Source organism: Pseudomonas sp. NPDC089406, from assembly GCF_044900265.1.
Taxonomy (GTDB): domain Bacteria; phylum Pseudomonadota; class Gammaproteobacteria; order Pseudomonadales; family Pseudomonadaceae; genus Aquipseudomonas; species Aquipseudomonas fakonensis.
In genome coordinates this window covers 1-24,332 of sequence record NZ_JBJDNC010000070.1, presented here as the reverse complement: position 1 = coordinate 24,332, position 24,332 = coordinate 1, and the positions used below count along the sequence as shown (strand labels likewise).

Below are 24,332 nucleotides of genomic sequence, written 5' to 3'. Positions count from 1 at the left end.
TTTTTTGCTTACTTTTTGATCCCTCAAAAAGTGAGCCGCCGTAAGGGCGGAAAGGTGAATAAGCGTCACTACAAATAATGAATGCGCATACAACTATCAAAACCAACTAACACAAAGATCAACAGATCAACAGATCAACAGATCAACAACAATAGCGCGCACCACAAAACATAAGCCACCTGCAGAAACACCACCGCCAGCAAAGCAGCACCTACAAAGGCGCATCCAGCTGCCCCAACCAATACCCCACATCCACCTCATCAATCTGCTCGGCACGCAAAAACCGCTCGGCATACTGGCGATACACGCCACTGCCAAGAAACAACCGCAGCAACTCCCCGTCGATATGCCGATCACGGGCCATGAACACCATGATCTTCACCGACTCCGAAAGCGTCTTGGCGGCCTTGTACGGCCGGTCGGCGGCGGTCAGCGCCTCGAAAATGTCGGCGATCGCCATCACCCGCTCCGGGATGCTCAGGGCATCCTGGCCAAGCCTGCGCGGGTAGCCGTTGCCGTCCATGCGCTCGTGGTGGTTGCCGGCAATGTCCGGCACCCGCCGCAGCTGGCGCGGAAACGGCAGCGAGTTGAGCATGATGATGGTCTGCACGATATGCTCGTTGATCTTGAAACGCTCTTCGTCATTGAGCGTGCCGCGGCGGATCGACAGGTTGTACAGCTCGCCATGGTCGCTGGCATGGGCCGGCAGGCGCATGTCGAAGCCCCAATGGTTACGCGGGTCGTCCCTGGCCACCGGCGGCTTGCGCGCGCCCCAGGGCACGCGGTGCTCGGGGCGGTCAGCGAGCAGCGGCTCGGCCACCGGCAAGGGCACCACCGGCACCCCGGCCAGGCGCACTTCTTCATCGCGGGAAAGCCCCAGGCGGTTGTCGAAATGGCGTAGCCAACGGCGCTGGCCGATTTGCTGCAGGCGCTCGATGTCGGCCTGCTCCATGAACTCGCCGCCGATGTTGGCCTTGGCAACGAAGGCGAATTCCGCCTGCAACTCGGCCTGGCTGCGCGTTAACGCCGCTTGCAGTGCCTCACCCTGCCCGCCTTCGGCCAGGCCTTGCCAGTAGGCCAGTTCGGCGTCGCGCCACAGCACCTCGAAGCGCATGCGCACTTCGTGAATGCGGTTGTACAGCGTCTCAAGCTTGGTGGCCTTGTCGACCACGTACTCGGGGCTGGTGATCTTGCCGCAATCGTGCAGCCAGGCGGCCACGCGAAACTCGTAGCATTCGGCCTCGCTCATGCTGAAGCTGGCATAGGGGCCACTGGCGGCGCCCACGGCCTGGTCCAGCAGCATCTGCGCAAGCTGCGGCACCCGCTCGCAGTGGCCGCCGGTATAGGGGCTCTTGGCGTCGATGGCATCAGCCAGCAGCTTGATCATGGCGTCGAGCAGGCGTTGCTGGGCCTCGGCCAGTTGGCGGGTCTCGATGGCCACGGCGGCAGCGCCGGACAACTCTTCGACGAAACGGCGGAACGGCCCACCCACCTCGGCACCGCTTTCCAGCTGCAGCAGCAGCACGCCCAACAGCGCCTGGCTGCGGTCCCTGAGTACCAGCGCCAGGCTGCGCCCCTCCAGCGCCAGGGCCTGGATGACCACCGCCGCGAGGTCGTGCTGGCCGCCCTCGTCCAGCGCCAGCTGCGCCGGGTACCCTTCGCCACGGCAGGCCGCGGCCAGGCGCAGTTGCGCCGTTTCACCATCGAGCAAGTAGACCGCCCCGCCGCTCACCCCGGCGGCGTCCACCAGGTGGCCGAGCACGCCGTCGAGCATGCGTTCCAGGTGGCTTTCGCGGCTGAGCGTCAGGGTAATCGCCTGGAAACTGCCGATGGTGCCGGCCATACGCCCGAGCACCTGGCTGAGTTCGCGCACCTCGCTGACCCGCGAGGCGACCCCCACCGGGCTGCTGAAATCGAAGCTGGCCAGGCCGCGCACCTGGTCGGCCAACTGGCGCAGCGGGCGGCCAATGCGCCGGCCAAGCAAGGCACCGAGCGCCAGCAGCACGGCGATCAGCGCCGCCGTCCACAGCAGCTGCTCCAGCAGCACCTTGCGCGCATCGGCCAGCAGTTCGTGGGCCGGCACGGCAATCAGCACCTGCAGGTCTTGCCCGGCCAGTTTCAGTTGCACGCGCATGCCATACCAGGTCTGCCCCGCTACCTCGTAAGGCTTGGCCCGTGTACCTGCAGCCGCGTCGACATACAGCCCTGCAAGGCTGGGGATGCCCAGTTCGCTGATGTGCGACAGACGCACGGCCTGGCCTTCGCGCACGATCACCCGCTCAAGGTCCGGGTAGGCCACCACGTTGCCCTGGCCGTCGACCACGGCGATTTCCGTACCGGGGGTCATGCGCAGGTCGCGGCTCTCGCTGGCCAGGTCATTGACCGACACATCCATGCCGATCACCGCGCCGCCGTCGGCACTGCGCTGGGCCATGGTCAGGCCGATCTCGCGGGTGGTGAAGAACACGTAGGGGTGGGTGAGCACGGTGCCCGGCTGCGCGCTGGCCTCGCTGAACCAGGGCCGGGTGCGCGGGTCGTAGCGGTAATCCGGCTTGAGCTGGGTGCTCAGCAGGTTGAGCGCCGGGTCGTAGAAGCGCCACTCGCCGAGCAGCGCGCCGTCCGCGCCATGGCTGACGCTTTGCACCAGGTAGTGGGTGCCGGCGGGTGCCTCGAAGCGTTCGAGCAGTTGCGGGTCGCGCAGCAGACGCACCAGCAGGAAGTCGCCGTTGGGGTAGCCGAGGTAGGCGGCGCTGAGCATGCGGTTGGCCTTGAGGGTCTCGACCAGTTGCGCAAGGCCCTGCAGGCGCTGCTGCAGGTCACCTGCGACCGGGTTGAAGGCCAGCAGGCGGATGCTGCTCTGGGCCGGGTCGACCAGGCGTCGGGCGCGCTCATCGATGGTCTTGCCGACTTGCTGGGCGGCATCGCCGGCGGCGGCCACCAGGGTTTGGCGCAGGCCGCGATAGCCTTGCCAGGCCAGCGCCGTGCCCAATACCAGCATGCCCAGCACGATGGCCAGCGCCACCACCAGTTGCAGCGAAACGCCGCGGCCGGGGCGGCTCATGGCTGAGCGCCCCAGGCTTTTACAACTGCAACATGACCCATCGACACGCAGCCCATCCCAGGTACTCCATGTGTGCGGTTTCAACAGTGTAATCAGCTAGGGGGAACGTGCAGCGAGGCCGGGGGCGATAGTGGCATATTGATTGTTGCGGCTCCAGAGGGTGGGGGCCGCTTCACGCCCCATCGCGACACAAGCAACTGTCTTGTGCTGCCTGAACCGGCCTCATCACCGGCAAGCCGGCGCCTACAGGTACGGCACTGGCCTGAAGCTCATGCAGTCCCTATAGGAGCGGCTTTAGCCGCGAACACCGGCGCAGCCGGTGCCATCCACCGCGTCGCGTCTTTCGCGGGCAAGCCGCATCGGCGCCCCGCCACTCCCACAGGGACCGCACCAGCTTTTGGAAATCGAGCAACACCACACAACTCACCTCGACAAACCCGCCAGGGTCACCCAGTCTGCAAGGGACATCGCCCAGCCGGACTACAACAAGAACCCGACGAGTGAGCCGCATGAACATCCTCCATGACGATCGCCTCGACGGCCCGTTGCCCGCCGTCGACAAGGCCGCCCTGCTGGCGGCGCTGCACCAGGCCCTGCCGGACCTGGCCATCCTGCACCGCAGCGAAGACCTCAGACCCTACGAATGCGACGGCCTTTCGGCCTACCGCACAATGCCGCTGCTGGTGGCATTGCCCGAACGCCTGGAACAGGTGCAGACCTTGCTCAAGCTGTGCCACCAACGCGGTGTACCGGTAGTGCCGCGTGGCGCCGGCACCGGCCTGTCGGGCGGTGCCCTGCCCTTGAGCCAGGGCGTCCTGCTGGTGATGGCGCGCTTCAACCGCATCCTTGAAATCAACCCTGCGGGCCGTTTTGCGAAGGTCCAGCCCGGGGTGCGCAATCTGGCTATTTCCCAGGCTGCCGCGCCCCACGGGCTGTACTATGCCCCGGACCCGTCGTCACAGATCGCCTGCTCCATCGGCGGCAACGTCGCTGAAAACGCCGGTGGCGTGCACTGCCTGAAATACGGCCTGACCGTGCACAACTTGCTGCAGGTCGAAATACTCACCGTCGAAGGTGAACGCCTGACTTTGGGTAGCGAGGCCCTGGACAGCCCGGGCTTCGACCTGCTGGCGTTGTTCACCGGCAGCGAAGGCATGCTCGGCATCGTCACCGAGGTCACCGTCAAGCTGTTGCCCAGGCCCCAGGTAGCACGGGTGCTGCTGGCCAGCTTCGATTGCGTGGAGGACGCCGGCCGCGCCGTGGCCGGGATCATTGCCGCCGGCATCATCCCCGGCGGCCTGGAGATGATGGACAACCTGGCGATCCGCGCTGCCGAGGACTTCATCCACGCCGGCTACCCGGTGGACGCGGCGGCGATCCTGCTGTGCGAACTGGATGGCGTGGAAGCCGACGTGCAGGACGACTGCGCCTGCGTGGAAGCGGTATTGCGCAACGCCGGTGCCAGCGAGGTGCGCCTGGCCTGCGACGAGGCAGAGCGCCTGCGTTTCTGGGCCGGGCGCAAGAACGCCTTCCCGGCCGTCGGGCGTATTTCACCGGACTACTACTGCATGGACGGCACCATCCCGCGTCGCGAGCTGCCACGGGTGCTCAAGGGCATCAGCGAGTTGTCCGCGCAGTACGGCTTGCGCGTGGCCAACGTGTTCCATGCCGGTGACGGCAACATGCACCCGCTGATCCTGTTCGACGCCAACCTGCCCGGGGAGCTGGAGCGCGCCGAAGCCGTCGGCGGCAAGATCCTCGAACTGTGCGTGGCGGTGGGCGGCAGCATCACCGGCGAACACGGCGTGGGCCGCGAGAAGATCAACCAGATGTGCGCCCAGTTCAACGCCGACGAGATCACCCTGTTCCATGCGGTAAAAGCTGCCTTCGACCCCCGTGGCCTGCTCAACCCCGGCAAGAACATCCCCACCCTGCAGCGCTGCGCCGAGTTCGGCGCCTTGCACGTGCACCACGGCCGCTTGCCCTTCCCCGAGCTGGAGCGCTTTTGATGAATACCGACCTGAGCAAGGACCTGCTCGAGCAGGTCAACCGGGCGCTGGACCTGGGCACGCCGCTGCGCATCCAGGGTGGCAACAGCAAGGCCATGCTTGGCCGCCCGGTAGACGGCGAGCTGGTCGACACCCGCGGCCATCGCGGCATCCTCAGCTACGACCCCACCGAGCTGGTACTCACCGCCCGTGCCGGTACGCCGCTGCTGGAAATCGAGGCGGCATTGCACGAGGCCGGGCAGATGCTGCCCTGCGAGCCGCCGCACCTGGGGCCTGGGGCAACCCTGGGCGGCATGGTCGCGGCGGGCCTGTCCGGGCCACGCAGGCCGTGGGCGGGCGCGGTACGCGACCAGGTGCTGGGGACGCGCCTGATCACCGGCCACGGCAAGCTGCTGCGCTTTGGTGGCGAGGTGATGAAGAACGTCGCCGGTTACGACGTGTCGCGGCTGATGGCCGGCAGTTTCGGCAGCCTCGGGCTGCTGACCGAAGTGTCGCTGAAGGTGCTGCCACGGCCACGCCAATGCCAGAGCCTGCGCCTGCAGATGAGCCGCCGACAGGCCCTGGCCGAGCTTGCGCAATGGGGCCAGCAACCCCTGCCGATCAGCGCTGCCTGCCATGACGGCGAGGCGCTTTACCTGCGACTTGAAGGCGGCGAAGGCTCGGTGCGTTCGGCCCGCGAGCGCCTGGGCGGCGAGCCGGTGGCCAATGATTTCTGGCACGAACTGCGCGAACAGCGCCTGGGCTTTTTCCGGCAACCGGCACCGCTGTGGCGCCTGTCATTGCCGCTGGCCTGCGCGGACCTCGACCTGCCAGGCCTGCAACTGCTCGACTGGGGCGGCGCCCAGCGCTGGCTCAAGAGCGATGCCCCGGCCCACGCCCTGCGCGAGCAGGTGGCCGCGGTAGGCGGGCACGCCACTGCCTACGCCCAGGGCGAGCACAGCATCGCCCCCTTGCCGGCAGCCCTGCTGCGCTACCACCAGGCCTTGAAGCGCCAACTCGACCCCCAGGGCATCTTCAACCCTGGCCGCCTGTACCCAGACCTGTGAGGCCACGCCATGCAAACTCACCTGAGCGAAGCCGCCAAGCACCTGGCCCGCGCCGAAGAGGCCGAAAGCATCTTGCGCGCCTGCGTGCATTGCGGCTTTTGCACCGCCACCTGCCCCACCTACCAGTTGCTCGGCGACGAACTGGACGGCCCACGCGGGCGCATCTACCTGATCAAGCAGGTGCTCGAAGGCGAACCGGCCGGCGCCAGCACCCAGCAGCACCTGGACCGCTGCCTGAGCTGTCGCAACTGCGAGAGCACCTGCCCGTCGGGGGTGCAGTACCACAACCTGCTGGACATCGGCCGCGCCGTGGTCGAGCGCCAGGTAACGCGCCCCCTGGGCCAGCGCCTGTTGCGTGAAGGGTTGCGCGCAGTGGTGCCGCACACCGCTGCTTTCAAGGCCCTGGCCCGCACCGGCCAGGCCCTGCGGCCACTGCTGCCGGCCAGCCTGAAGGCCAAGCTGCCAGCCGTTCTGGCTACGCCCGGCGAACGCCCGCCGCTGCGCCATGCCCGGCGCATCCTGTTGCTTGAAGGTTGCGTGCAGCAGGCGCTGTCGCCACGTACCAACGCTGCCGCTGCGCGCCTGCTCGACCGCCTTGGCATCAGTGTCGAGCCGGTTGCCGAGGCCGGTTGCTGTGGTGCACTGGACTATCACCTGGATGCCCAGACCCAAGGACTGGAGCGGGCCCGGCGCAATATCGATGCCTGGTGGCCGGCCATCGAGGCCGGTGCCGAGGCCATCGTGCAGACAGCCAGCGGTTGTGGTGCCTTTGTGCGTGACTATGGCCACCTGCTGCAACACGACCCGCGTTATGCCGGAAAAGCCGCCCGGGTCAGCGCCCTGGCCCGGGACCTTGTGCAGGTGCTGCAGGCTGAGCCGGTGGAGCGCCTGGGGGTGTGCGCCGAGCAGCGCCTGGCCTTTCATTGCCCGTGCACCTTGCAGCACGCCCTCAAGCTCGGCGGTGCGGTGGAGGCGCTGCTGAAGCGCTTCGGGTTTCACCTGACGCCAGTGCCGGACGGGCACCTGTGCTGTGGTTCGGCAGGCACTTATTCGCTGACCCAGCCAGCGCTGGCCCGGCAGTTGCGCGATAACCGGCTGGATGCGCTGGAAAGTGGCGGGCCCGGTGTGATTGCCACGGCCAATATTGGTTGCCAGCTGCATCTGGGAGGGGCTGGGCGTACACCGGTGCGGCATTGGGTGGAGGTTGTCGAGGCAGGGTTGGGGGGTGGGGCTGGTGGTGGGTAGCAGAGCTTTACGCGTGTCCCTTTGAAGGTGATTGCGTCAAGGCCACCAGGTGCCCGCCATAACCCTTGCAGCGCCTATCAGATCGAGCGCCGCCCGCGCGGCGCTTCGCGGTGGTTCGGCACCCCGATAAACCCGCTCCCACAGTTCGTTTCGGGCCAATTACTCCTGTGAAAGTACCGCTGTCCGCCTTGGTGCATGTCTTGAGCCGTGTGAGGCAGCTGCAATGCCCATGCAGAAACCGTGTCGTACAAACAAGGCGGACCCGGTACCGGCACAGGAGAGACTGTCCAGAAATAAACTGTGGGAGCGGGTTCACCCGCGAAGCGCCGCGCGGGCGGCGCTCGATCTGATAGGCGCTGCAAGGGTTATGGCGAGCACCTGTCAGCCCTTACGCCAACCTGCTGTTCACAACCGCGCAACCCGCATATTGATTGGCCACTGAACAACCCGCCGCTGCACAGGATCGCCCCACAGCACGTACAGGTCCTCGGCAAAGTCCAGCAACAACTGGCTCTGCCCTGCCTCTCGAGCACTGCGCACCGCCGACCAGGTGGCGATGTAGCCAAGCAACTGGTCAAAGTCCCACTGCAGTTGCAGGTCGATGGCCGGGCCGGGAATTTCCTCGAACGGGAAGTCGAGGGTGGCGTAGCCGCTGTCCACCAGCTTGCGCTCGGCCGGCCAGTACGGGCCGATCTCCTGCCAGTAGAAGCGCTTGAAACGCTCATCCAGGCCGGGTTCCAGGCTCAGCACGCCATAGCTGACCAGCGCCAGCAGTGCCCCCGGCACCGCCACCCGGCGCACCTCGGAGTAGAAGCGCGGCAGGTCGAACCAGTGGGCGGCCTGGGCGGCAGTGATCAGGCTGGCACTGCGCGACAGCAGCGGCAGGTCTTCGGCCGGGGCGCAGCGGTAGCTGACGTTGGCCTGGGGCTGGGCGTGGTCGATCTGGTCCTGGCTTGGGTCAAAGCCCGACACCGAGCGAAAGTGCCCGGCCAGCAGCCGGGTCAACTGGCCGTTGCCGCAGCCCACGTCCACCGCCAGCGCCCGGTCCGGTGCAAGCTCGGCCAGCCGGGCAGCCAGGGCCTCGGGGTATTCGGGGCGAAAACGGGCATAGGCCAAACCGCCCTGGTCGAACCAGTTGCGCACTTCACTCACTGACCACCTCCTCGGCCGCACAGGCCAGCTTGACTGCACTCAACCGCTGCGAAAAACCCTGCCGCTCCAGGGCACTGGCGGCTTGCTCCAGCACCTGGCGCAGCGGGTGGCCGATCTCCTGCTCGAGCTGCTCGATGGCAGCGAAGGTCGCCTGCCAATGGGCTTGCAGCTTGCACAGCAGCCCTTCGCCATGGGGCGTCAGGCGGATCAGCGTTTGCCGCCCGTCCTCGCCGCGCTGGCGGGTGACCACGCCGTCGGCTTGCATGTGGCCGACGGTCTGGCTGATGGCGCCCTGGGTCAGGTGGGTGCAGGCGGTGACCTCGCTGATGGTTTGCGCCCCGCTGTGCAGCGCCCGCAGCACCGGGGTGTAGCGGGCGCGGTAATTCAGCTGCATCTGCTGGTAGTGCTCCTCGGCGCCCTGCTCCACCAGTTCGCTGACGTAACGCAGCAGCTCGCCCAGGCCGGGCGTGTTCCTCGTGTTCATGTAGTGACCTCCCCTGCGATGGGGAGAAATTACATTAGCGCTAATGTAAATTGCAAGCAGCCCCGCGCTATGGCTTTCCCTCGCCCCTTGCAAAGCTGTTAGGCTTTGTACGAAAAGTGCCTGCGCGACGATCATGCTGCGTTGAAAACAGGCTCGGAATGCTCATTTACAACCCGTAAACTCCGCTTCCTCGCCTGTTTTCGCCTTGCCTGATCGCCGCTCGGCTACTTTTCGTACAAACCCTAGCCTTGCCCTGTTCAGGTCAGCACGGACATTTCATGGCCAACCACAAGATCGAGATCCGCCGGCGCAACGTCGAGAAAATCCTGCTCGCTGCCGAGCAGGTGTTCGCCGACAAGGGCTACGGCGCCACCTCCATGGGCGATATCGCCGAACAGGCGCAGTTGCCGCGTTCCAACCTGCATTACTACTTCAGCACCAAGGACGACCTGTACCGCGCGGTGCTGCAGGACTTGCTGGAGGTGTGGAAGCAGGACGCGCTGTGTTTTGAGCGCTTCGACGACCCGCGGGTGGTGCTGACCAGCTACATCCGCGCCAAGATGGGCCACTCGCGTTCGCGGCCACTGGGCTCGAAGATCTGGGCCGAAGAGATTCTGCACGGTGCGCCGTTGCTGGGGGCAAGCCTGGATGAAACCCTGGTGCCCTGGGCGCAGCTCAAGCAGGCGAAGATCAAGGGCTGGGTCGAGGACCGGCGCATCCTGCCGGTGGAGCCCTCGGCGCTGCTGTACATGATCTGGGCGGCGACCCAGCACTATGCCGACTTTGGCTACCAGGTGACGTTGCTCAATGGCGGCGAACCGCTGTCGGACCTGGCCTTCGAGGGTGCGGTGCAGACGGTGACCAGCGTGATTCTGCGGGGGATCGGGCTGGAGCCCTGAAGCCCCATGCCCCTGTAGGAGCGGCCTTGTGTCGCGAAAGGGCCGCGCAGCGGCCCCAAAACGTGCGCCCCCTGCAGGATTGCCGGGGCCGCTTTGCGGCCCTTTCGCGACACAAGGCCGCTCCTACAGGGACGTGCGCGTCTGTAAGACACGTTCCCGCTCAACTGGCCTCACGGTACGGATTGCGCGGGTCCTGGGTCCAGTTCAGGTACGGCTTGCCGGTCTCCTGCGCCTGCATGTCGATGCAGCTTTCCACCGGGCAGGTGATCTGGCACAGGTTGCAGCCCACGCACTCTTCTTCGATCACGCTGTAGGCATGGGTGCCGTCGGCCTTGAGCGTGCTGGCGATGGCCTGGTGGGAGGTATCCTCGCAGGCAATGTGGCAACGCCCGCAGCCAATGCACGCGTCCTGGTCGATATGCGCCACCGACTTGTAGTTGATGTCCAGGTACTTCCAGTCAGTGGTGTGCCCCACCGCCTGCCCGCGAAACGCCTCGAGGGTGCGGTGGCCGTGCTGGTCCATCCAGCGCGCCAGGCCGTCCTGCATGTCCTCGACAATGCGAAAACCATGCAGCATCGCCGCCGTGCACACCTGCACCGCGCCACTGCCCAGGGCAATGAACTCGGCAGCGTCGCGCCAGCTGCCGATGCCGCCGATGCCGCAGATGGGCAAGCCACGGGTTTCAGGGTCGCGGGCGATTTCGGCGACCATGTTCAGGGCGATCGGCTTGACCGCCGAGCCGCAGTAACCGCCGTGGGTGCTCTGGTCGCCGACGATGGGGTGGGCGACCATGCGCTCGAGGTCGACGCTGGTGATCGAGTTGATGGTGTTGATCAGCGACACCGCGTCTGCCCCGCCGCGGTGGGCGGCGCGGGCCGACTGGCGAATGTCGGTGATGTTCGGCGTGAGCTTGACGATCACCGGCAGCGAGCAATGGGTCTTGCACCAGCGGGTAACCATCTCCACGTACTCCGGCACCTGGCCCACCGCCGCGCCCATGCCGCGCTCGGGCATGCCGTGGGGGCAGCCGAAGTTAAGCTCGATACCGTCGGCGCCGGTGGCCTCCACCAGCGGCAGGATGAACTTCCACGACGCTTCTTCGCACGGCACCATCAGCGACACGATCAGCGCGCGGTCGGGCCAGTCCTTCTTCACCTGGGTGATCTCGCGCAGGTTGATCTCCAGCGAGCGGTCGGTGATCAGCTCGATGTTGTTGATGCCCTGCACCAGGCGGTTGGCGCCGTAGTGCGCCGAGTAACGCGACGACACGTTGACCGCCGCCGGGTCCTCGCCGAGGGTCTTCCACACCACCCCGCCCCACCCCGCCTCAAAGGCGCGGACCACGTTGTAGGCCTTGTCGGTAGGCGGCGCCGAGGCCAGCCAGAAGGGGTTGGGCGCCTTGATGCCGGCGAACACGATGGACAGATCGGCCATTTACGCAGCCTCCACATTGAGCATGAGTTGGGCATGGATGGCCTCGGCGGCCAGCTTGCCGTGCTGCACCGCCTGGACGGTGAGGTCCTGGCCCAGCGCCGTGCAGTCGCCGCCGGCATAGACCCGCGGCAGGCTGGTGCGCATCTGCGCATCCACCTGGATTCGCTCGCCGTCGCGGGCCAGCTGCGCCGCCAGCGGGTCGCGCAGGCAGGCGTCGTCGAAGCGCTGCCCGATGGCCTTGAAGATCGCGTCCGCCGCCAGTTCGAAGCTTTCGCCGGTGTCCTGCAGGCGCCCGCCGGCCAGTTGCGTGCGGGCAAAGCGCATGCCGCGCACCCGGCCCTGGTCATCCAGCAGCACGGCGTCGGGGCGCGCCCAGGTGTGCAGGCGCACCTGGTTGTGCTTGGCGATTTCCTGCTCGTGGCCGGTGGCGCCCATGTCGGCCTCGCCGCGGCGGTACACCAGGTTGACGTCGCGCGCGCCCAGGCGGCTCATCTGCACGGCCATGTCGATGGCGGTGTTGCCGGCGCCGATCACCAGGCAACGGTCGGCCAGCGGCAGTTGGCTCAGGTCATCGGCCTGGCGCAGTTCGCGGATGTATTCGGTGGCAGCCAGCAGGCCGGGGGCGTCCTCGTCGGGCAGGCCGAGTTGGCGCACGGCATTCAGGCCCAGGCCGAGGAACACCGCGTCAAACTGGCTGTGCAATTCGCTCAAGGTGAGGTTGCTGCCCAGGCGCTGGCCATGACGGATCTCGATGCCGCCGATACCCAGCAAGAACTCCACCTCGCGCTGGGCGTAGTCGTCCACCAGCTTGTAACGGGCGATGCCGTATTCGTTGAGGCCGCCGGCCTTGTCGCAGGCTTCGAACACCACCACGTCATGGCCGTGCAGGGCCAGGCGATGGGCGCAGGACAGCCCGGCGGGCCCGGCACCGACCACGGCGATGCGCTTGCCGGTCGCCGGCGAGCGCTGGAACGGGTGCTGGGTGAAGGCTGCGTTGTCCAGGGCATAGCGCTGCAACTGGCCGATCAGCACCGGCGCGCACTCCTGGGCGTTGTTGCGCACGCAGGCCTGCTGGCAGAGGATTTCGGTGGGGCATACCCGGGCACAGCTGCCGCCGAGAATGTTGGCCGACAGGATGCGCTCGGCGGCGCCCTGCACATTGCCGTCGCTGATGCGGTGGATGAACGACGGGATGTCGATTTCGCTGGGGCAGGCGTTGATGCACGGGGCGTCGTAGCAATACAGGCAGCGCGCGCTTTCCACGATGGCCTGGCGCTCGGTGAGCGGGGGAGCGAGGTCGCTGAAGGCCTCGTTTAACTGGTCGGCACCGGCCCGGGGGCGCGGCAAGTGGTTCAGGGCGTCGATCACGGTTGTAGCCTCTCTTTTTTTATGGGGCTTGGAATGAGGGCGCTTTGCGCCCGATCGCCGGCAAGCCGGCGCCTACAGGTCCAGTGAGACCCAAGCGGTGTTACCCCTGTAGGCGCTGGCTTGCCAGCGATGGGCTGCGCAGCAGCCCCAATGGCCTCAGCGCTGTACCGGCGTCGGCTTGTGCAGCTCGGCGCGGCGTTCGAGCACCTCGTACACCGACGGGTACGCCGGGCGCTCCACGTAACGCCCCGCGCCCGGCTCGGCGCGCAGGTCGCCATCGGCCCACAGCAACTTGCCCTGGCTGATGGTGTGGCTGGGGATGCCGCGCACGGTGCGGCCTTCGAAGATGTTGAAGTCGACCCGCTGGTGGTGGGTGCTGGCGCTGATGGTGCGGGTGCCTTGCGGGTCCCACAGCACAAGATCCGCATCGGCGCCGACGCGGATCGCGCCCTTGCGCGGGAACAGGTTGAAGATCTTCGCCGTGTTGGTGGAGGTCAGCGCGACGAACTCGTGCATCGACAACCGGCCGCTGTTCACCCCGGCATCCCACAGCACCGCCATGCGGTCCTCGATGCCGGCGGTGCCGTTGGGGATGCGGCTGAAGTCATCGCGGCCCATGGCCTTCTGCTCGGCGCAGAAGCAGCAGTGGTCGGTGGCGGTGGTGTGCAGGTTGCCCGACTGCAGGCCGCGCCACAGCGCCTCCTGGTGCTCGCGCGGGCGGAACGGCGGGCTCATCACATAGCCGGCGGCGGTGGCCCAGTCCGGGTCGCGGTACACACTGTCGTCCAGCAGCAGGTGGCCGGGCAGCACCTCGCCGTACACCGGCTGGCCCTTGGCCCGGGCGTAGGTGATCTCGTCCAGCGCCTCGCGGCTGGAGATATGCACCAGGTACAGCGGCGTGCCGAGGGTTTCGGCAATGCGGATGGCGCGGCTGGCGGCCTCGCCTTCGACCTGCGCCGGGCGTGACAGCGGGTGGGCCTCGGGGCCGGTCAGGCCCTGGGCCAGCAATTTTTTCTGCAGGTGGTACACCAGCTCGCCGTTCTCGGCATGCACGGTGGGTACCGCGCCCAATTGCAGGCAGCGCTCGAAGCTGGCCACCAGGGTGTCGTCGGCGGCCATGATGGCGTTCTTGTAGGCCATGAAGTGCTTGAAGCTGTTCACCCCATGCTTGGCCACCAGCTCGCCCATCTCTTCGGCCACCTGCTCGCTCCACCAGGTGATGGCGACGTGAAAACCGTAATCGGATGCGCTTTTCTGCGCCCAGCCGCGCCAGGTGTGGAAGGCCTCCAGCAGCGACTGCTGCGGGTTTGGGATGACGAAGTCGATGATCGAGGTGGTGCCCCCGGCAAGGCCTGCGGCGGTGCCGCTGAAGAAGTCCTCGCTGGCCACCGTGCCCATGAACGGCAGCTGCATGTGGGTGTGCGGGTCGATGCCGCCGGGCATCAGGTACTGGCCGCTGCCGTCGAGTACCTGGCAACCGGTGGGGGCTTGCAGGTTCAGGCCGATGGCGCGGATCAGGCCGTCGGCACACAACACATCGGCGGGGTAGCTTTCTTCGTGGGTGACCACGGTGGCGCCACGGATCAACAGGGACATGCCGTCTTCCTCGCAGGCTGACCGGTCTATTGGCCGGTTCTTGGAATTTTTACGCCAGTGCCTGAAGGCTCGAAGCAATCCTGTCATGCCTGACAAGATTCGAGGCTAGTAGCTGATTCTGCATTGATCAAGAAAAAATATAAGCAAATTACAAACGATTTAACTAACTGATTTGTAACGTTTATTTAAACAAATCACCAAAACGATGCAGCCTCTCACCATTTTGACGCACTTGACAGGAAGCCAAATTGGTCAAGATTTTCTACGCAAATTCAGCTGTTTGAAACCGGCAGGATGGCGCAGGCCGCGCCCGATGTTTTCCAGGCCGCACCGCTTTGAACCACGGTGCGTGTGGGCCCGCCGGCAAGACAACGCACACGGCCCGTGATCCGTGTTGCTTGCCTGCCCAGCTGAATGCACTTGCAAGTCAGTGAGTTACCTGCAGTCGGCGGCAGCCCGCCGGGCTGGCCGCGGCCAACCCGGCACGTTTGTTGAAAGCCCAGGCCAGCCGCCATGGCCGGACCGCAGGTGCAGTACTGGTGGTGTGTGTACTCCGGCCATCGCATAGCCCGATGAGCGACAACGACAAGAAAAACCTGGAGAGCCCCATGCAACAGAGCAGATCGAAAGTGATCGAGCAGCACGGCCTGTACGAGCTCGAAGCGGCCAGCGACGTGCTCGACAGCCCCCGCTACAACCACGACATCGCCCCCACCAAGGTGCACCAACGCACCTGGAACAAGTGGCACATCACCGCGCTGTGGGTGGGCATGTCCATCTGCGTGCCCACCTACACCCTGGGTGGTGTGCTGACGGCCTACTTCGGCCTGAGCGTGGGCGAGGCGCTGCTGGCGATTTTGCTGGCCAACCTGATCGTACTGATTCCGCTGACCCTCAACGCCTTCCCCGGCACCAAGTACGGCATCCCCTTCCCGGTGCTGCTGCGCTCCTCGTTCGGCATTCTCGGCTCCAACGTGCCGTGCCTGATTCGCGCAGTGGTGGCGTGCGGCTGGTTCGGCATACAGACCCTGTTCGGCGGGCTGGCCATCCACCTGCTGCTGGGCTCGCTGTTCGACGGCTGGAAGGCCTTGGGCGGCACCGGCGAGGTGATCGGCTTCATGCTGTTCTGGTCGCTGAACCTGTGGGTGGTGCTGCGCGGCGCCGAGTCGATCAAGCTGCTCGAAACCCTGGCCGCGCCGCTGCTGGTGGCGGTGGGCCTGGGGCTGCTGTTCTGGGCGCTGCCGCACATGTCGATGAGCGAATTGCTGGCGCAGCCGCCCAAGCGCCCTGAAGGCGCCAGCGTGGTCGGTTACTTCTGCGCCGGGCTCACCGCCATGGTCGGCTTCTGGGCCACCCTGTCGCTGAACATCCCCGACTTCAGCCGCTATGCGAAAAGCCAGCGGGACCAGGTGCTGGGGCAGATCTACGGCCTGCCGCTGACCATGTTCCTGTTCGCCTCGCTGGGGGTGATCATGACGGCCGCCTCGGCCTCGCTGGTGGGCGAGACGGTGTCGGACCCGGTGACCCTGATCGGCAAGATCCAAAGCCCCGGCTGGGTAGCCCTGGCCATGACCCTGATCGTGCTCGCCACCCTGGCCACCAACACCGCAGCCAACATCGTCTCGCCCACCAATGACTTCCAGAACATCGCCCCGCGCCTGATCGGGCGCAGCCGCGCGGTGTGGCTGACCGGGTTGATCGGCCTGGCGCTGATGGCCCACGAGCTGTTCAAGAAGCTTGGCTGGATTGTCTCGGACGTGAGCCTGGAGACGGTCTATTCCAACTGGCTGCTGGGCTATTCCAGCCTGCTCGGGCCGATCGCCGGGATCATGGTGGTGGACTACTTCCTGGTGCGCCGCCAGCAGCTGGACCTCGCCGGGCTGTACCGCGACGACGTTTACCCGGCATGGAACCGCGCAGGCTTCATTGCCTTCGCCATCCCGGTGGCACTGACCGTGCTGGCCATCGGCAACAGCCGCTTCAGCTGGTTCTACGACTACGGCTGGTTCACCGGCTCGCTGCTGGGCGGCGGCTTGTACTACGCGCTCGGCGCTGTGGCCTTGCGCGGCCCGGCGCGGCTGGCCAAGCCGTTGCCATGAACACCCTGCTCCAGCCTGACAAAAACAAGCCTGAGGAGACACCCATGACCACGCCCGCCAAACAGATCCTGCAATCCACCCAGCACCACGTCGACAGCGCGCGCCTATGGCAGTCGCTGATGGACCTTGCCCAACTCGGCGCCACGGCCAAGGGTGGCGTGTGCCGCCTGGCCCTCACCGACCTCGACCGCCAGGCCCGCGACCTGTTCGTGCAATGGTGCCAAGCCGCCGGCTGCAGCGTGACGGTGGACGGCGTAGGCAACATCTTCGCCCGCCGCCCGGGGCGCAACCCCAAGCTGCCGCCGGTGATGACCGGCAGCCATATCGACACCCAGCCCACCGGCGGCAAGTTCGATGGCTGCTTCGGCGTGATGGCCGGGCTCGAAGTGCTGCGCACCCTCAACGACCTGGGCGTGGAAACCGAGGCACCGCTGGAGGTGGTGGTGTGGACCAACGAGGAAGGCTCGCGCTTTGCGCCATGCATGATGGGCTCGGGGGTATTCGCCGGCAAGTTCACCCTGGCCGAGACCCTGGCCAAGCGCGACGCCCAGGGCGTCAGCGTGGGCGAGGCGCTGAACGGTATCGGTTATGCCGGTGAACGCCCGGTGCTCGGCCACCCGGTCGGTGCCTACTTCGAGGCGCATATCGAGCAGGGCCCGATCCTCGAGGACCAGCACAAGACCATCGGCGTGGTGCTCGGCGCCCTGGGCCAGAAGTGGTTCGACCTGACCCTGCGCGGCGTCGAGGCCCACGCCGGCCCCACCCCCATGCACCTGCGCAAGGACGCCCTGGTGGGCGCTGCGGCGGTGGTCGAGGCGGTCAACCGCACCGCCCTTGCCCACCAGCCCCATGCCTGCGGCACGGTCGGCTGCCTGCAGGCCTACCCAGGCTCGCGCAACGTGATCCCGGGCGAGGTGCGCATGACCCTGGATTTTCGCCACCTTGAAGGCCAGCAGCTGGATGCGATGATCGCCGAGGTGCGTGCGGTGATCGAGGCCACCGTGGCCAAACATGGCTTGAGTTACGAGCTGGTCCCCACTGCTGACTTCCCGGCGCTGTACTTCGACCGTGGCTGCGTGGATGCGGTGCGTGATTCGGCGCGCAACCTGGGCCTGGCGCACATGGACATCGTCAGCGGTGCGGGGCATGACGCGATCTTTCTCGCCGAGCTGGGCCCTGCCGGGATGATCTTCGTGCCGTGCGAGGGTGGCATCAGCCATAACGAGATCGAGAACGCCGCGCCTGCGGACCTGGCTGCTGGTTGTGCGGTGCTGTTGCGGGCGATGCTGGCAGCGTCCGCGGCGATTGCCAGCGGGCGATTGGCAGCCTGACTCCTGTAGGAGCGGCCTTGTGTCGCGAAAGGGCCGCGGAGCGGCCCCGGCGATCTGTGCCATGGCCTCTATTTCGGGGCCGCTCCGCGGCCCTTTCGCGACACAAGGCCGCTCCTACAGGGGACACGCGTCAGGGCTGGGCGCCGGGTAACCGCCTGCCAGCGATGGCGGTATACTCCCCGCCCCTGCCCCTCCGGACCCGCCTCCCCGCCATGCGCCAAGCCCTGCTCATCGTCGACGTGCAATCCACCTTCAGCCCTTCGGAAAAATTGGTGGATGGCATCCGCGCCTTGTCGGCTCACATCCCCACCGTGGCTTCCATCGAACTGCACGACGAGCAGGTCACGCCGTTCCAACGTCAGCTCGGCTGGCACCCGGCCCGTGAAGACGTGGCGCTGGTCGAAGCCGACAAGGTGTTCGTCAAGCACGGCTACGGCCAGACCGCCGAGACCCTGGCCTACCTCAAGAGCCTGAACGTGGAACGTGTGCTGGTGTGCGGGCTGCAGACCGAAACCTGTGTGCTGGCCGCAGGCTTTGCCCTGTTCGATGCCGGGCTGTGCCCGACCCTGGTCACCGACCTGACCATGGGCTCGTCGCTGGACCGTTCGGGCAAGCTGGGCATCGAGCTGTGGCAGCACCACTTCGGCCAGGTGACCACGGCGGCCGAAGTGGTGGCCGGGCTCAAGGGCTGAGCTGGAGCATCGGCCTTGCGCGGTCTCTGTAGGAGCCGGCTTGCCGGCGATGAGGCCGGTGGCCCTGGCACACATTGCTGGTTTCAGACCCGGCCCTATCGCCGGCAAGCCGGCTCCTACAGGGATCGGCGAAACATTAATTAAATTTAAATTGAATTTAGACTAACCCCGACACATGCTCCCTCCACGACACCTGTGGAGCCCCAGCATGCCCCCTGCCCCCCGCGAACCGCGCAAGGACGGCGAAGCCACCCGCCTGCGCATCCTCGACGCCGCTGGCGAACTGTTTGCCGCCCAGGGTTTCGCCGCCTCCAGCAACAAGGCGGTGGCCGCCCAGGCCGAGGTCGACCTGGCTTCGATCAACTACCACTTCGGCAGCCGCAACGGCCTGTACCTGGCAGTCCTCGACGAGGCACGCCGGCGCTTTCTCGACATCACCAACCTGCAACGCATCGTCCAGGCGCCGGTGCCGGCCAGCGAAAAACTGCGCACGTTGATCGAGCTGGTGGTGCAAAAGGCCGCCAGCGGCCGCGAAGGCTGGCATCTGCGGGTGTTGGCCGCCGAACTGCTGGCCCCCAGTAGCCAGGGCCAGGCGCACCTGCAGGGCACCGCGCCACAAAAACTGGCGCTGCTGATGGGGCTGTTCAGCGAAATCAGCGGTATCCCGGCCGGCGACCCGGCGCTGGTGCGCTGCATCCTCTGCGTCACCGCGCCCTGGGCGATGCTGCTGATTGGCCCGCGCGGCGGCTCCGGTGCGGTGCAGCAGATTCTCGGCATGCCCCATGCCGAGGTCTGCGACCAGCTCTACCGCTTCGCCCTCGCCGGCCTGCAGGACGCCGGCCGCCACCTTGCCCGCCACTGACCCAGGCCCGCCCATGCAAAGCACTCCCGTCGAACACGACGCACACCCGCCCATCCCCCTGCTGCTCGGCGCCCTGCTGCTGGTGATGTTCCTCGCCGCGCTCGACCAGACCATCGTCTCCACCGCGCTGCCGACCATCGTCAGCGACCTGGGCGGCCTGCGCTGGCTGTCGTGGGTGGTCACCGCCTACCTGCTGGCTTCTACCGTAGTGGTGCCGCTGTACGGCAAGTTCGGCGACCTGTACGGGCGCAAGCGCGTGCTGCAGGTGGCCATCGTGTTGTTCCTGGCCGGGTCCGTGCTGTGCGGCATGGCCCAGAACATGACCGAGCTGGTGCTGCTGCGCGCCCTGCAGGGCCTGGGTGGCGGCGGCCTGATGGTAGTTGCCATGGCGGCGGTGGGCGATGTCATCCCGCCAGCCGAGCGCGGCCGCTACCAGGGCCTGTTCGGCGGGGTGTTCGGCCTGGCCACGGTGGTCGGGCCGCTGATTGGCGGCTTTCTGGTCGAGCACCTGTCGTGGCGCTGGATCTTCTACATCAACCTGCCCCTGGGCCTGCTGGCGCTGGTGGTGATCGGCAGCGTGTTCCGCCCGCACGTGGCGCGGGTCAAGCATGTGATCGACTACTTCGGCGCGTTCTTCCTCACCCTGACCTTGAGCTGCGTGGTGCTGCTCACCAGCCTTGGCGGCAACCTGCTGCCGTGGGCCTCTTTGGATGTGCTGTGCCTGGCGCTGTTTTGCCTGATCGGCCTGTTCGGCTTCATCTACGAGCAGCGCCGCGCGGTGGAGCCGATCATGCCGCTGCACCTGTTCCGCCACCGTACCTTCGTGCTGGCCGGGCTGATCGGGTTCATCGTCGGTGTATCGCTGTTTGGCGCGGTGACCTTCCTGCCGCTGTACCTGCAGGTGGTGAAAAACGCCACCCCCACCGGCGCCGGCTTGCAGATGCTGCCGCTGATGGGTGGACTGCTGGTGGTCTCGGCGGTGACCGGGCGGCTGATCAGCCGCTGGGGGCGCTACCGCCTGTTCCCGATCATCGGCACCTTGCTGCAAGCCATCGCCCTTGCCCTGCTCAGCCGCCTGCAACTGGATACCCCGACCTTGACCATGAACCTGTACATGGGCCTGCTGGGCGCGGGCCTGGGCATGGTCATGCAGGTGCTGGTGCTGGCAGTGCAAAACAGCGTGGAGCCGCGGCACATGGGCGTGGCCACCTCGGGGGCGACGTTGTTCCGCACCATCGGCGGCACCATTGGCGTTTCGGTGTTCGGCGCGCTGTTCTCGCACACCTTGCTGGCGCGCCTGGCGGACAGCTTCCCGGCCGGCAGCGCGGCGCCGGTCACCCTGTCGCCGGACCAGGTACATGCCCTGGCGGCGCCTGAACAGCAGGCTTACCTGGAGGCCTTCGCCGGGGCGATGCACGGGGTGTTCCTGAGCGCCTGCGCGGTGACCTGCCTGGCCTTTGCGCTTAGCTGGTTGCTGCGCGAGGTGCCGCTGCGCAAGGCGCACGGCTGAAACGCAACGACCGACGCCTGCGAACCCAGCGCGCACTCTGTAGGAGCGGCCTTGTGCCGCGAAAGGGCCGCAGGGCGGCCCCGGCAATATCTGCATCAACGCAGGGATCGCGGGGCCGCTTTGCGGCCCTTTCGCGACACAAGGCCGCTCCTACAACCACAGGCTCAGTGGGTCGGTGCCTTGCGCCAGGCGCAGAAGATGGTCGCCAGCACGATCAGCGCCGCGCCTGCGGCCATGCGCAGCGACGGCTGCTCGCCGAACAGCCACCAGGCGCAGGCGATGGCGTAGACCGGCTCGAGGGCGATGATCATGCCCGCAGTGCGCGCCTCCAGCCCGTCCAGGCTCTTGACGAAAAGAAACTGCGAAAGGCCGGTGCAGAACACCCCGAGCAACGCCAGATTGACCCAATCCGAGGTGCTCAGGCTGCTGCTGCCCAGGTGGCTGAAGGCAAGCGGCGCGACCACGATGGCCACCACCACGTTCTGCCAGAACGACACCTGCATGGCGTTCATGCCCGCCGGGCGGCGGCGGTTGGCCACGGCCAGCAAGGCGAACGACAGCCCCGAGGCCAGCCCCCAGAGCAAGCCGACGGTGCCGCTGTCGAGCAGGTCGAAGGACGGCACCACCAGCACCAGGCCGGCGGTGACCATGCCCAGCAAGCCGGCCTCGACCGCGCCAATACGCTCGCGGAACACGGTCATGTCGATCAGCGCGATGAACGCCGGGAAGCTGGCAAAGCCGAGGGTGGCTACAGCCACGCCACCGACCTTGACCGCCACGAAGAAGGTCAGCCAGTGCGCGGCCAGCAGGCCGCCAGTGACCAGCAACACGGGCAGGTTGCGCCACTTGAGCGCATCGAGCAGGCGGGTGCCCTTGAGCCCGGCGACGAAGCCCAGGGCGATGAAGGCGAAGGTGGCGCGGCCGAAGGTGATCAGGCTGGCGTCGGCCTGGATCAGGTGGCCAAGGATGCCGGTGAGGCCGAACAGCACCGCGGCGATGTGGGCGACGAGCAACGCATTGCGATGGCCGCTCGACGAGTCGGCGGCTGAAACGGAAGTAACGATCATGGCAGTCAAGTCTCACAAAAGCGCGCGCAACCATGCCGTGGCCGGCCAGGCGCGTGCTATTGGGTTTTAGGGCTGTAGTTATGTCGTGCCGGTAGTCCGGGGCACGGGGCGCCGCAGCGTTGGAATTGTGAGGCGAGGCTGCTTACTCGTTGTACCGCGTCGGACCGCCCTTGGCGCAGGGTTGACCGATGAATCAATTATTCGGGTTTGCGGGTGGGCCGAGCAGATTGGCTGAGACGCGTGGTTGTCTGATTACGACGTCCTGGGTGACGGTGTGCGACATCGGAGTTTTCGCGGCTCGGGGCCGGGCGTGCCGATGCTATCCACCGGCACGCCCGCAAAAAGCGCAGCAGTGCTGTATGGTTCGTAGCAACGCCGTACCCCTGGCCTACCCAGGCGCCGGCAACTGCTCACTGATTTTCCGGAGACCCCATGCTGCGTGCCTTCGAACGCTGGCTCGACCCCTTCCCGCCTGATGAGGCGCCACCGCCCCCGATGGGCTTGCTGCGTTTCATGTGGGCCTGCACCCGCGGCGCCCGTGGCTACATCCTGGCATTCGCCCTGCTCAGCGCCGGGGTTTCGGTGTATGAAGCCTGGCTGTTCGCCGTTCTCGGCCAGGTGGTCGACCTGCTGTCCACCTGGCAGGCCGGCGGCGATGCCGGTGCCCAGGAGCTTCGCGCACTGTGGGGCATCGGTATCGTGCTGCTGGCCAGTGTCGGCCTGGTGGCGTTGCGTACCATGGTTCAACACCAGGTGCTGGCGATCAACCTGCCGCTGCGCCTGCGCTGGGACTTCCACCGCCTGATGCTGCGCCAGAGCCTGTCGTTCTTCTCGGACGAGTTTTCCGGGCGGGTCACCACCAAGGTGATGCAGACCGCCCTGGCGGTGCGCGAAGTGCTCTTCACCCTGATCGAAATCCTCCCCGGCATCGGCGTGTACTTCATCGCCATCATCGCCCTGGCGGGCGGTTTTGCGCTCAAGCTGATGTTGCCGTTCGTGGCCTGGATCGCGCTGTTCGGCCTGGCCATGTGGTACTTCGTGCCACGCCTTGGCCAGGTGGGCCAGGAACAGGCCCACGCACGCTCGTCGATGACCGGGCGGGTATCGGACGCCTACACCAACATCACCACGGTGAAGCTGTTCTCGCACTCCAGGCGCGAGGCGCACTTCGCCCGCGCGGCCATGGAAGACTTCAAGCTCACCGGGTTTCGCCAGATGCGCCTGGTCAGCCAGTTCGAAATCGTCAACCAGGCGCTGGTGGTGGGGCTGATCATGGGGGCTGGTGGCTATGCGCTGTGGCTCTGGCACCTGGGCGAGGTCGGTACTGGCGCAGTGGCGGCGATCACCGCCATGGCCCTGCGCATCAACGGCATGTCGCACTGGATCATGTGGCAGATGACTTCGCTGTTCGAAAGCATCGGCACCGTGCAGGACGGCATGCAGACCCTGACCCGCGGCCCCAAGGTGCAGGACGCGCCGAATGCCGGCGTGCTGCAAACCCGCGGCGGCGCGGTGAGCTTCGACCAGGTGCGGTTCAACTACAACGGCGAGCGCCAGGTGCTCGATGGCCTGAGCCTGGAGATTCGCGCCGGTGAGAAGGTTGGCCTGGTGGGCCGCTCCGGCGCGGGCAAGTCGACCTTGATCAACTTGCTGTTGCGCTTTTATGACGTGGACAGCGGCAGCATCCGCATCGATGGGCAGAACATCGCCGAAGTCACCCAGGACAGCCTGCGCAGCGTGATCGGCATGGTCACCCAGGATACCTCGCTGCTGCACCGCTCGATCCGCGACAACATCGCCTACGGCCGCCCGGACGCCAGTGACGAGCAGATTCGCCGCGCCGCCGCCAACGCCCAGGCGGATGGTTTCATCAGCCAGCTCAGCGACAAGCAGGGCCACAGCGGCTACGACACCTTGGTGGGTGAGCGTGGTATCAAGCTGTCGGGTGGCCAGCGCCAGCGCATCGCCATTGCCCGGGTGATGCTCAAGAACGCACCGATTCTGCTGCTGGACGAGGCTACCAGTGCGCTGGACTCGGAGGTGGAGGTGGCGATCCAGGAGAGCCTGGATGAAATGATGCAGGGCAAGACGGTGATTGCCATCGCCCACCGGTTGTCGACCATTGCGGCCATGGACCGGCTGATTGTCATGGATGAGGGGCGGATCATCGAGCAAGGTACCCATGCGCAGTTGTTGGCGCGCAATGGGACCTATGCGCGGTTGTGGCAGCACCAGAGTGGTGGGTTTCTGGGAGAGGACCAGGGGGTGGTTGAGGGGGTGGAATAGCTGGCTTTTGGCGGGTTCGGGTTCGGGTTCGGGTTCGGGTTCGGGTTCGGGTTCGGAGTCCATGGTGATTGCTTTGGTAGATGTATGCGCATTCATTGACGATGGCTGCTTTTCGTCACCTTTCCGCCCTTACGGCGGGTTACTTTTTTTCTTGGAAAAAAGTAACCAAAAACCGCCTGCTCCCATCATC

17 protein-coding genes are annotated in these 24,332 nt (G+C 66.4%); 10 read left to right on the top strand and 7 right to left on the bottom strand.

Annotated features, from left to right (window positions below; translation table 11 throughout):
* Window positions 1-211: 211 nt before the first annotated feature.
* Window positions 212-3,061, bottom strand: coding sequence for an HD domain-containing phosphohydrolase (locus ACI2KK_RS28120; protein ID WP_404671523.1), 2,850 nt, complete (start codon window positions 3,059-3,061; stop codon window positions 212-214).
* 509 nt (window positions 3,062-3,570) lie between these two features.
* Between ACI2KK_RS28120 and glcD the strand changes: the two genes are divergently transcribed.
* The 3 genes from glcD to glcF are packed head-to-tail and all read left to right on the top strand — an operon-like array spanning window position 3,571 to window position 7,361.
* Window positions 3,571-5,070: a glycolate oxidase subunit GlcD gene (gene glcD / locus ACI2KK_RS28115; protein WP_404671522.1), complete on the top strand. Its 1,500-nt coding sequence runs from the start codon at window positions 3,571-3,573 to the stop codon at window positions 5,068-5,070.
* On the top strand, window positions 5,070-6,116 hold the full coding sequence (gene glcE / locus ACI2KK_RS28110; protein WP_404671521.1) for a glycolate oxidase subunit GlcE: 1,047 nt from the start codon (window positions 5,070-5,072) through the stop codon (window positions 6,114-6,116). The genes glcD and glcE overlap by 1 nt, the downstream gene beginning before the upstream one ends.
* Before the next feature lie 9 nt (window positions 6,117-6,125).
* Window positions 6,126-7,361 carry a glycolate oxidase subunit GlcF gene (glcF, locus tag ACI2KK_RS28105; protein ID WP_404671520.1) on the top strand — a complete coding sequence of 412 codons (1,236 nt, stop codon included), beginning with the start codon at window positions 6,126-6,128 and terminating at the stop codon, window positions 7,359-7,361.
* Window positions 7,362-7,766: 405 nt separating this feature from the next.
* Here glcF and ACI2KK_RS28100 read toward each other — a convergent pair whose 3' ends face one another.
* Window positions 7,767-8,513 (bottom strand): class I SAM-dependent methyltransferase, encoded by a 747-nt coding sequence (locus ACI2KK_RS28100; protein WP_404671519.1) that lies wholly within the window; start codon window positions 8,511-8,513, stop codon window positions 7,767-7,769.
* On the bottom strand, window positions 8,506-8,997 hold the full coding sequence (locus ACI2KK_RS28095) for a MarR family winged helix-turn-helix transcriptional regulator (protein ID WP_404671518.1): 492 nt from the start codon (window positions 8,995-8,997) through the stop codon (window positions 8,506-8,508). The genes ACI2KK_RS28100 and ACI2KK_RS28095 overlap by 8 nt, the downstream gene beginning before the upstream one ends.
* Window positions 8,998-9,275: 278 nt before the next feature.
* Here ACI2KK_RS28095 and ACI2KK_RS28090 point away from each other — a divergent pair, with 278 nt between their 5' ends.
* Entirely contained in the window at window positions 9,276-9,896 is a 621-nt protein-coding gene (locus ACI2KK_RS28090; protein WP_404671517.1) for a TetR/AcrR family transcriptional regulator, read from the top strand.
* A 160-nt stretch (window positions 9,897-10,056) separates the two neighbouring features.
* Here the strand turns inward: ACI2KK_RS28090 and preA are convergent, their stop codons facing one another.
* The 3 genes from preA to hydA all read right to left on the bottom strand — a co-directional run bounded on the left by preA (window position 10,057) and on the right by hydA (window position 14,295).
* Window positions 10,057-11,331: an NAD-dependent dihydropyrimidine dehydrogenase subunit PreA gene (gene preA / locus ACI2KK_RS28085; protein WP_369991026.1), complete on the bottom strand. Its 1,275-nt coding sequence runs from the start codon at window positions 11,329-11,331 to the stop codon at window positions 10,057-10,059.
* Window positions 11,332-12,699 (bottom strand): NAD(P)-dependent oxidoreductase, encoded by a 1,368-nt coding sequence (locus ACI2KK_RS28080; RefSeq protein ID WP_404671516.1) that lies wholly within the window; start codon window positions 12,697-12,699, stop codon window positions 11,332-11,334.
* A gap of 156 nt (window positions 12,700-12,855) precedes the next feature.
* The gene (gene hydA / locus ACI2KK_RS28075) at window positions 12,856-14,295 is read right to left on the bottom strand and encodes a dihydropyrimidinase (RefSeq protein ID WP_404671515.1); all 1,440 of its coding nucleotides are present in this window, start codon (window positions 14,293-14,295) and stop codon (window positions 12,856-12,858) included.
* A 608-nt stretch (window positions 14,296-14,903) separates the two neighbouring features.
* On the opposite strand from hydA, the gene ACI2KK_RS28070 reads away from it, so the two are divergent.
* The 5 genes from ACI2KK_RS28070 to ACI2KK_RS28050 all read left to right on the top strand — a co-directional run bounded on the left by ACI2KK_RS28070 (window position 14,904) and on the right by ACI2KK_RS28050 (window position 20,789).
* Window positions 14,904-16,394 carry an NCS1 family nucleobase:cation symporter-1 gene (locus ACI2KK_RS28070; RefSeq protein WP_404671514.1) on the top strand — a complete coding sequence of 497 codons (1,491 nt, stop codon included), beginning with the start codon at window positions 14,904-14,906 and terminating at the stop codon, window positions 16,392-16,394.
* Window positions 16,395-16,438: 44 nt separating this feature from the next.
* The gene (locus tag ACI2KK_RS28065; protein ID WP_404671513.1) at window positions 16,439-17,725 is read left to right on the top strand and encodes a Zn-dependent hydrolase; all 1,287 of its coding nucleotides are present in this window, start codon (window positions 16,439-16,441) and stop codon (window positions 17,723-17,725) included.
* Between the two features lie 212 nt (window positions 17,726-17,937).
* The gene (locus tag ACI2KK_RS28060) at window positions 17,938-18,417 is read left to right on the top strand and encodes a cysteine hydrolase family protein (protein WP_404671512.1); all 480 of its coding nucleotides are present in this window, start codon (window positions 17,938-17,940) and stop codon (window positions 18,415-18,417) included.
* Between the two features lie 208 nt (window positions 18,418-18,625).
* Window positions 18,626-19,279 (top strand): TetR/AcrR family transcriptional regulator, encoded by a 654-nt coding sequence (locus tag ACI2KK_RS28055; protein ID WP_404671511.1) that lies wholly within the window; start codon window positions 18,626-18,628, stop codon window positions 19,277-19,279.
* A 13-nt stretch (window positions 19,280-19,292) separates the two neighbouring features.
* On the top strand, window positions 19,293-20,789 hold the full coding sequence (locus tag ACI2KK_RS28050; protein WP_404671510.1) for an MDR family MFS transporter: 1,497 nt from the start codon (window positions 19,293-19,295) through the stop codon (window positions 20,787-20,789).
* 164 nt (window positions 20,790-20,953) lie between these two features.
* Here the strand turns inward: ACI2KK_RS28050 and ACI2KK_RS28045 are convergent, their stop codons facing one another.
* Complete coding sequence (locus tag ACI2KK_RS28045) at window positions 20,954-21,856, bottom strand: DMT family transporter (RefSeq protein ID WP_404671509.1); 903 nt, start codon at window positions 21,854-21,856, stop codon at window positions 20,954-20,956.
* Between the two features lie 432 nt (window positions 21,857-22,288).
* On the opposite strand from ACI2KK_RS28045, the gene ACI2KK_RS28040 reads away from it, so the two are divergent.
* Window positions 22,289-24,142 carry an ABC transporter ATP-binding protein gene (locus tag ACI2KK_RS28040; RefSeq protein WP_404671508.1) on the top strand — a complete coding sequence of 618 codons (1,854 nt, stop codon included), beginning with the start codon at window positions 22,289-22,291 and terminating at the stop codon, window positions 24,140-24,142.
* Window positions 24,143-24,332: the final 190 nt, after the last annotated feature.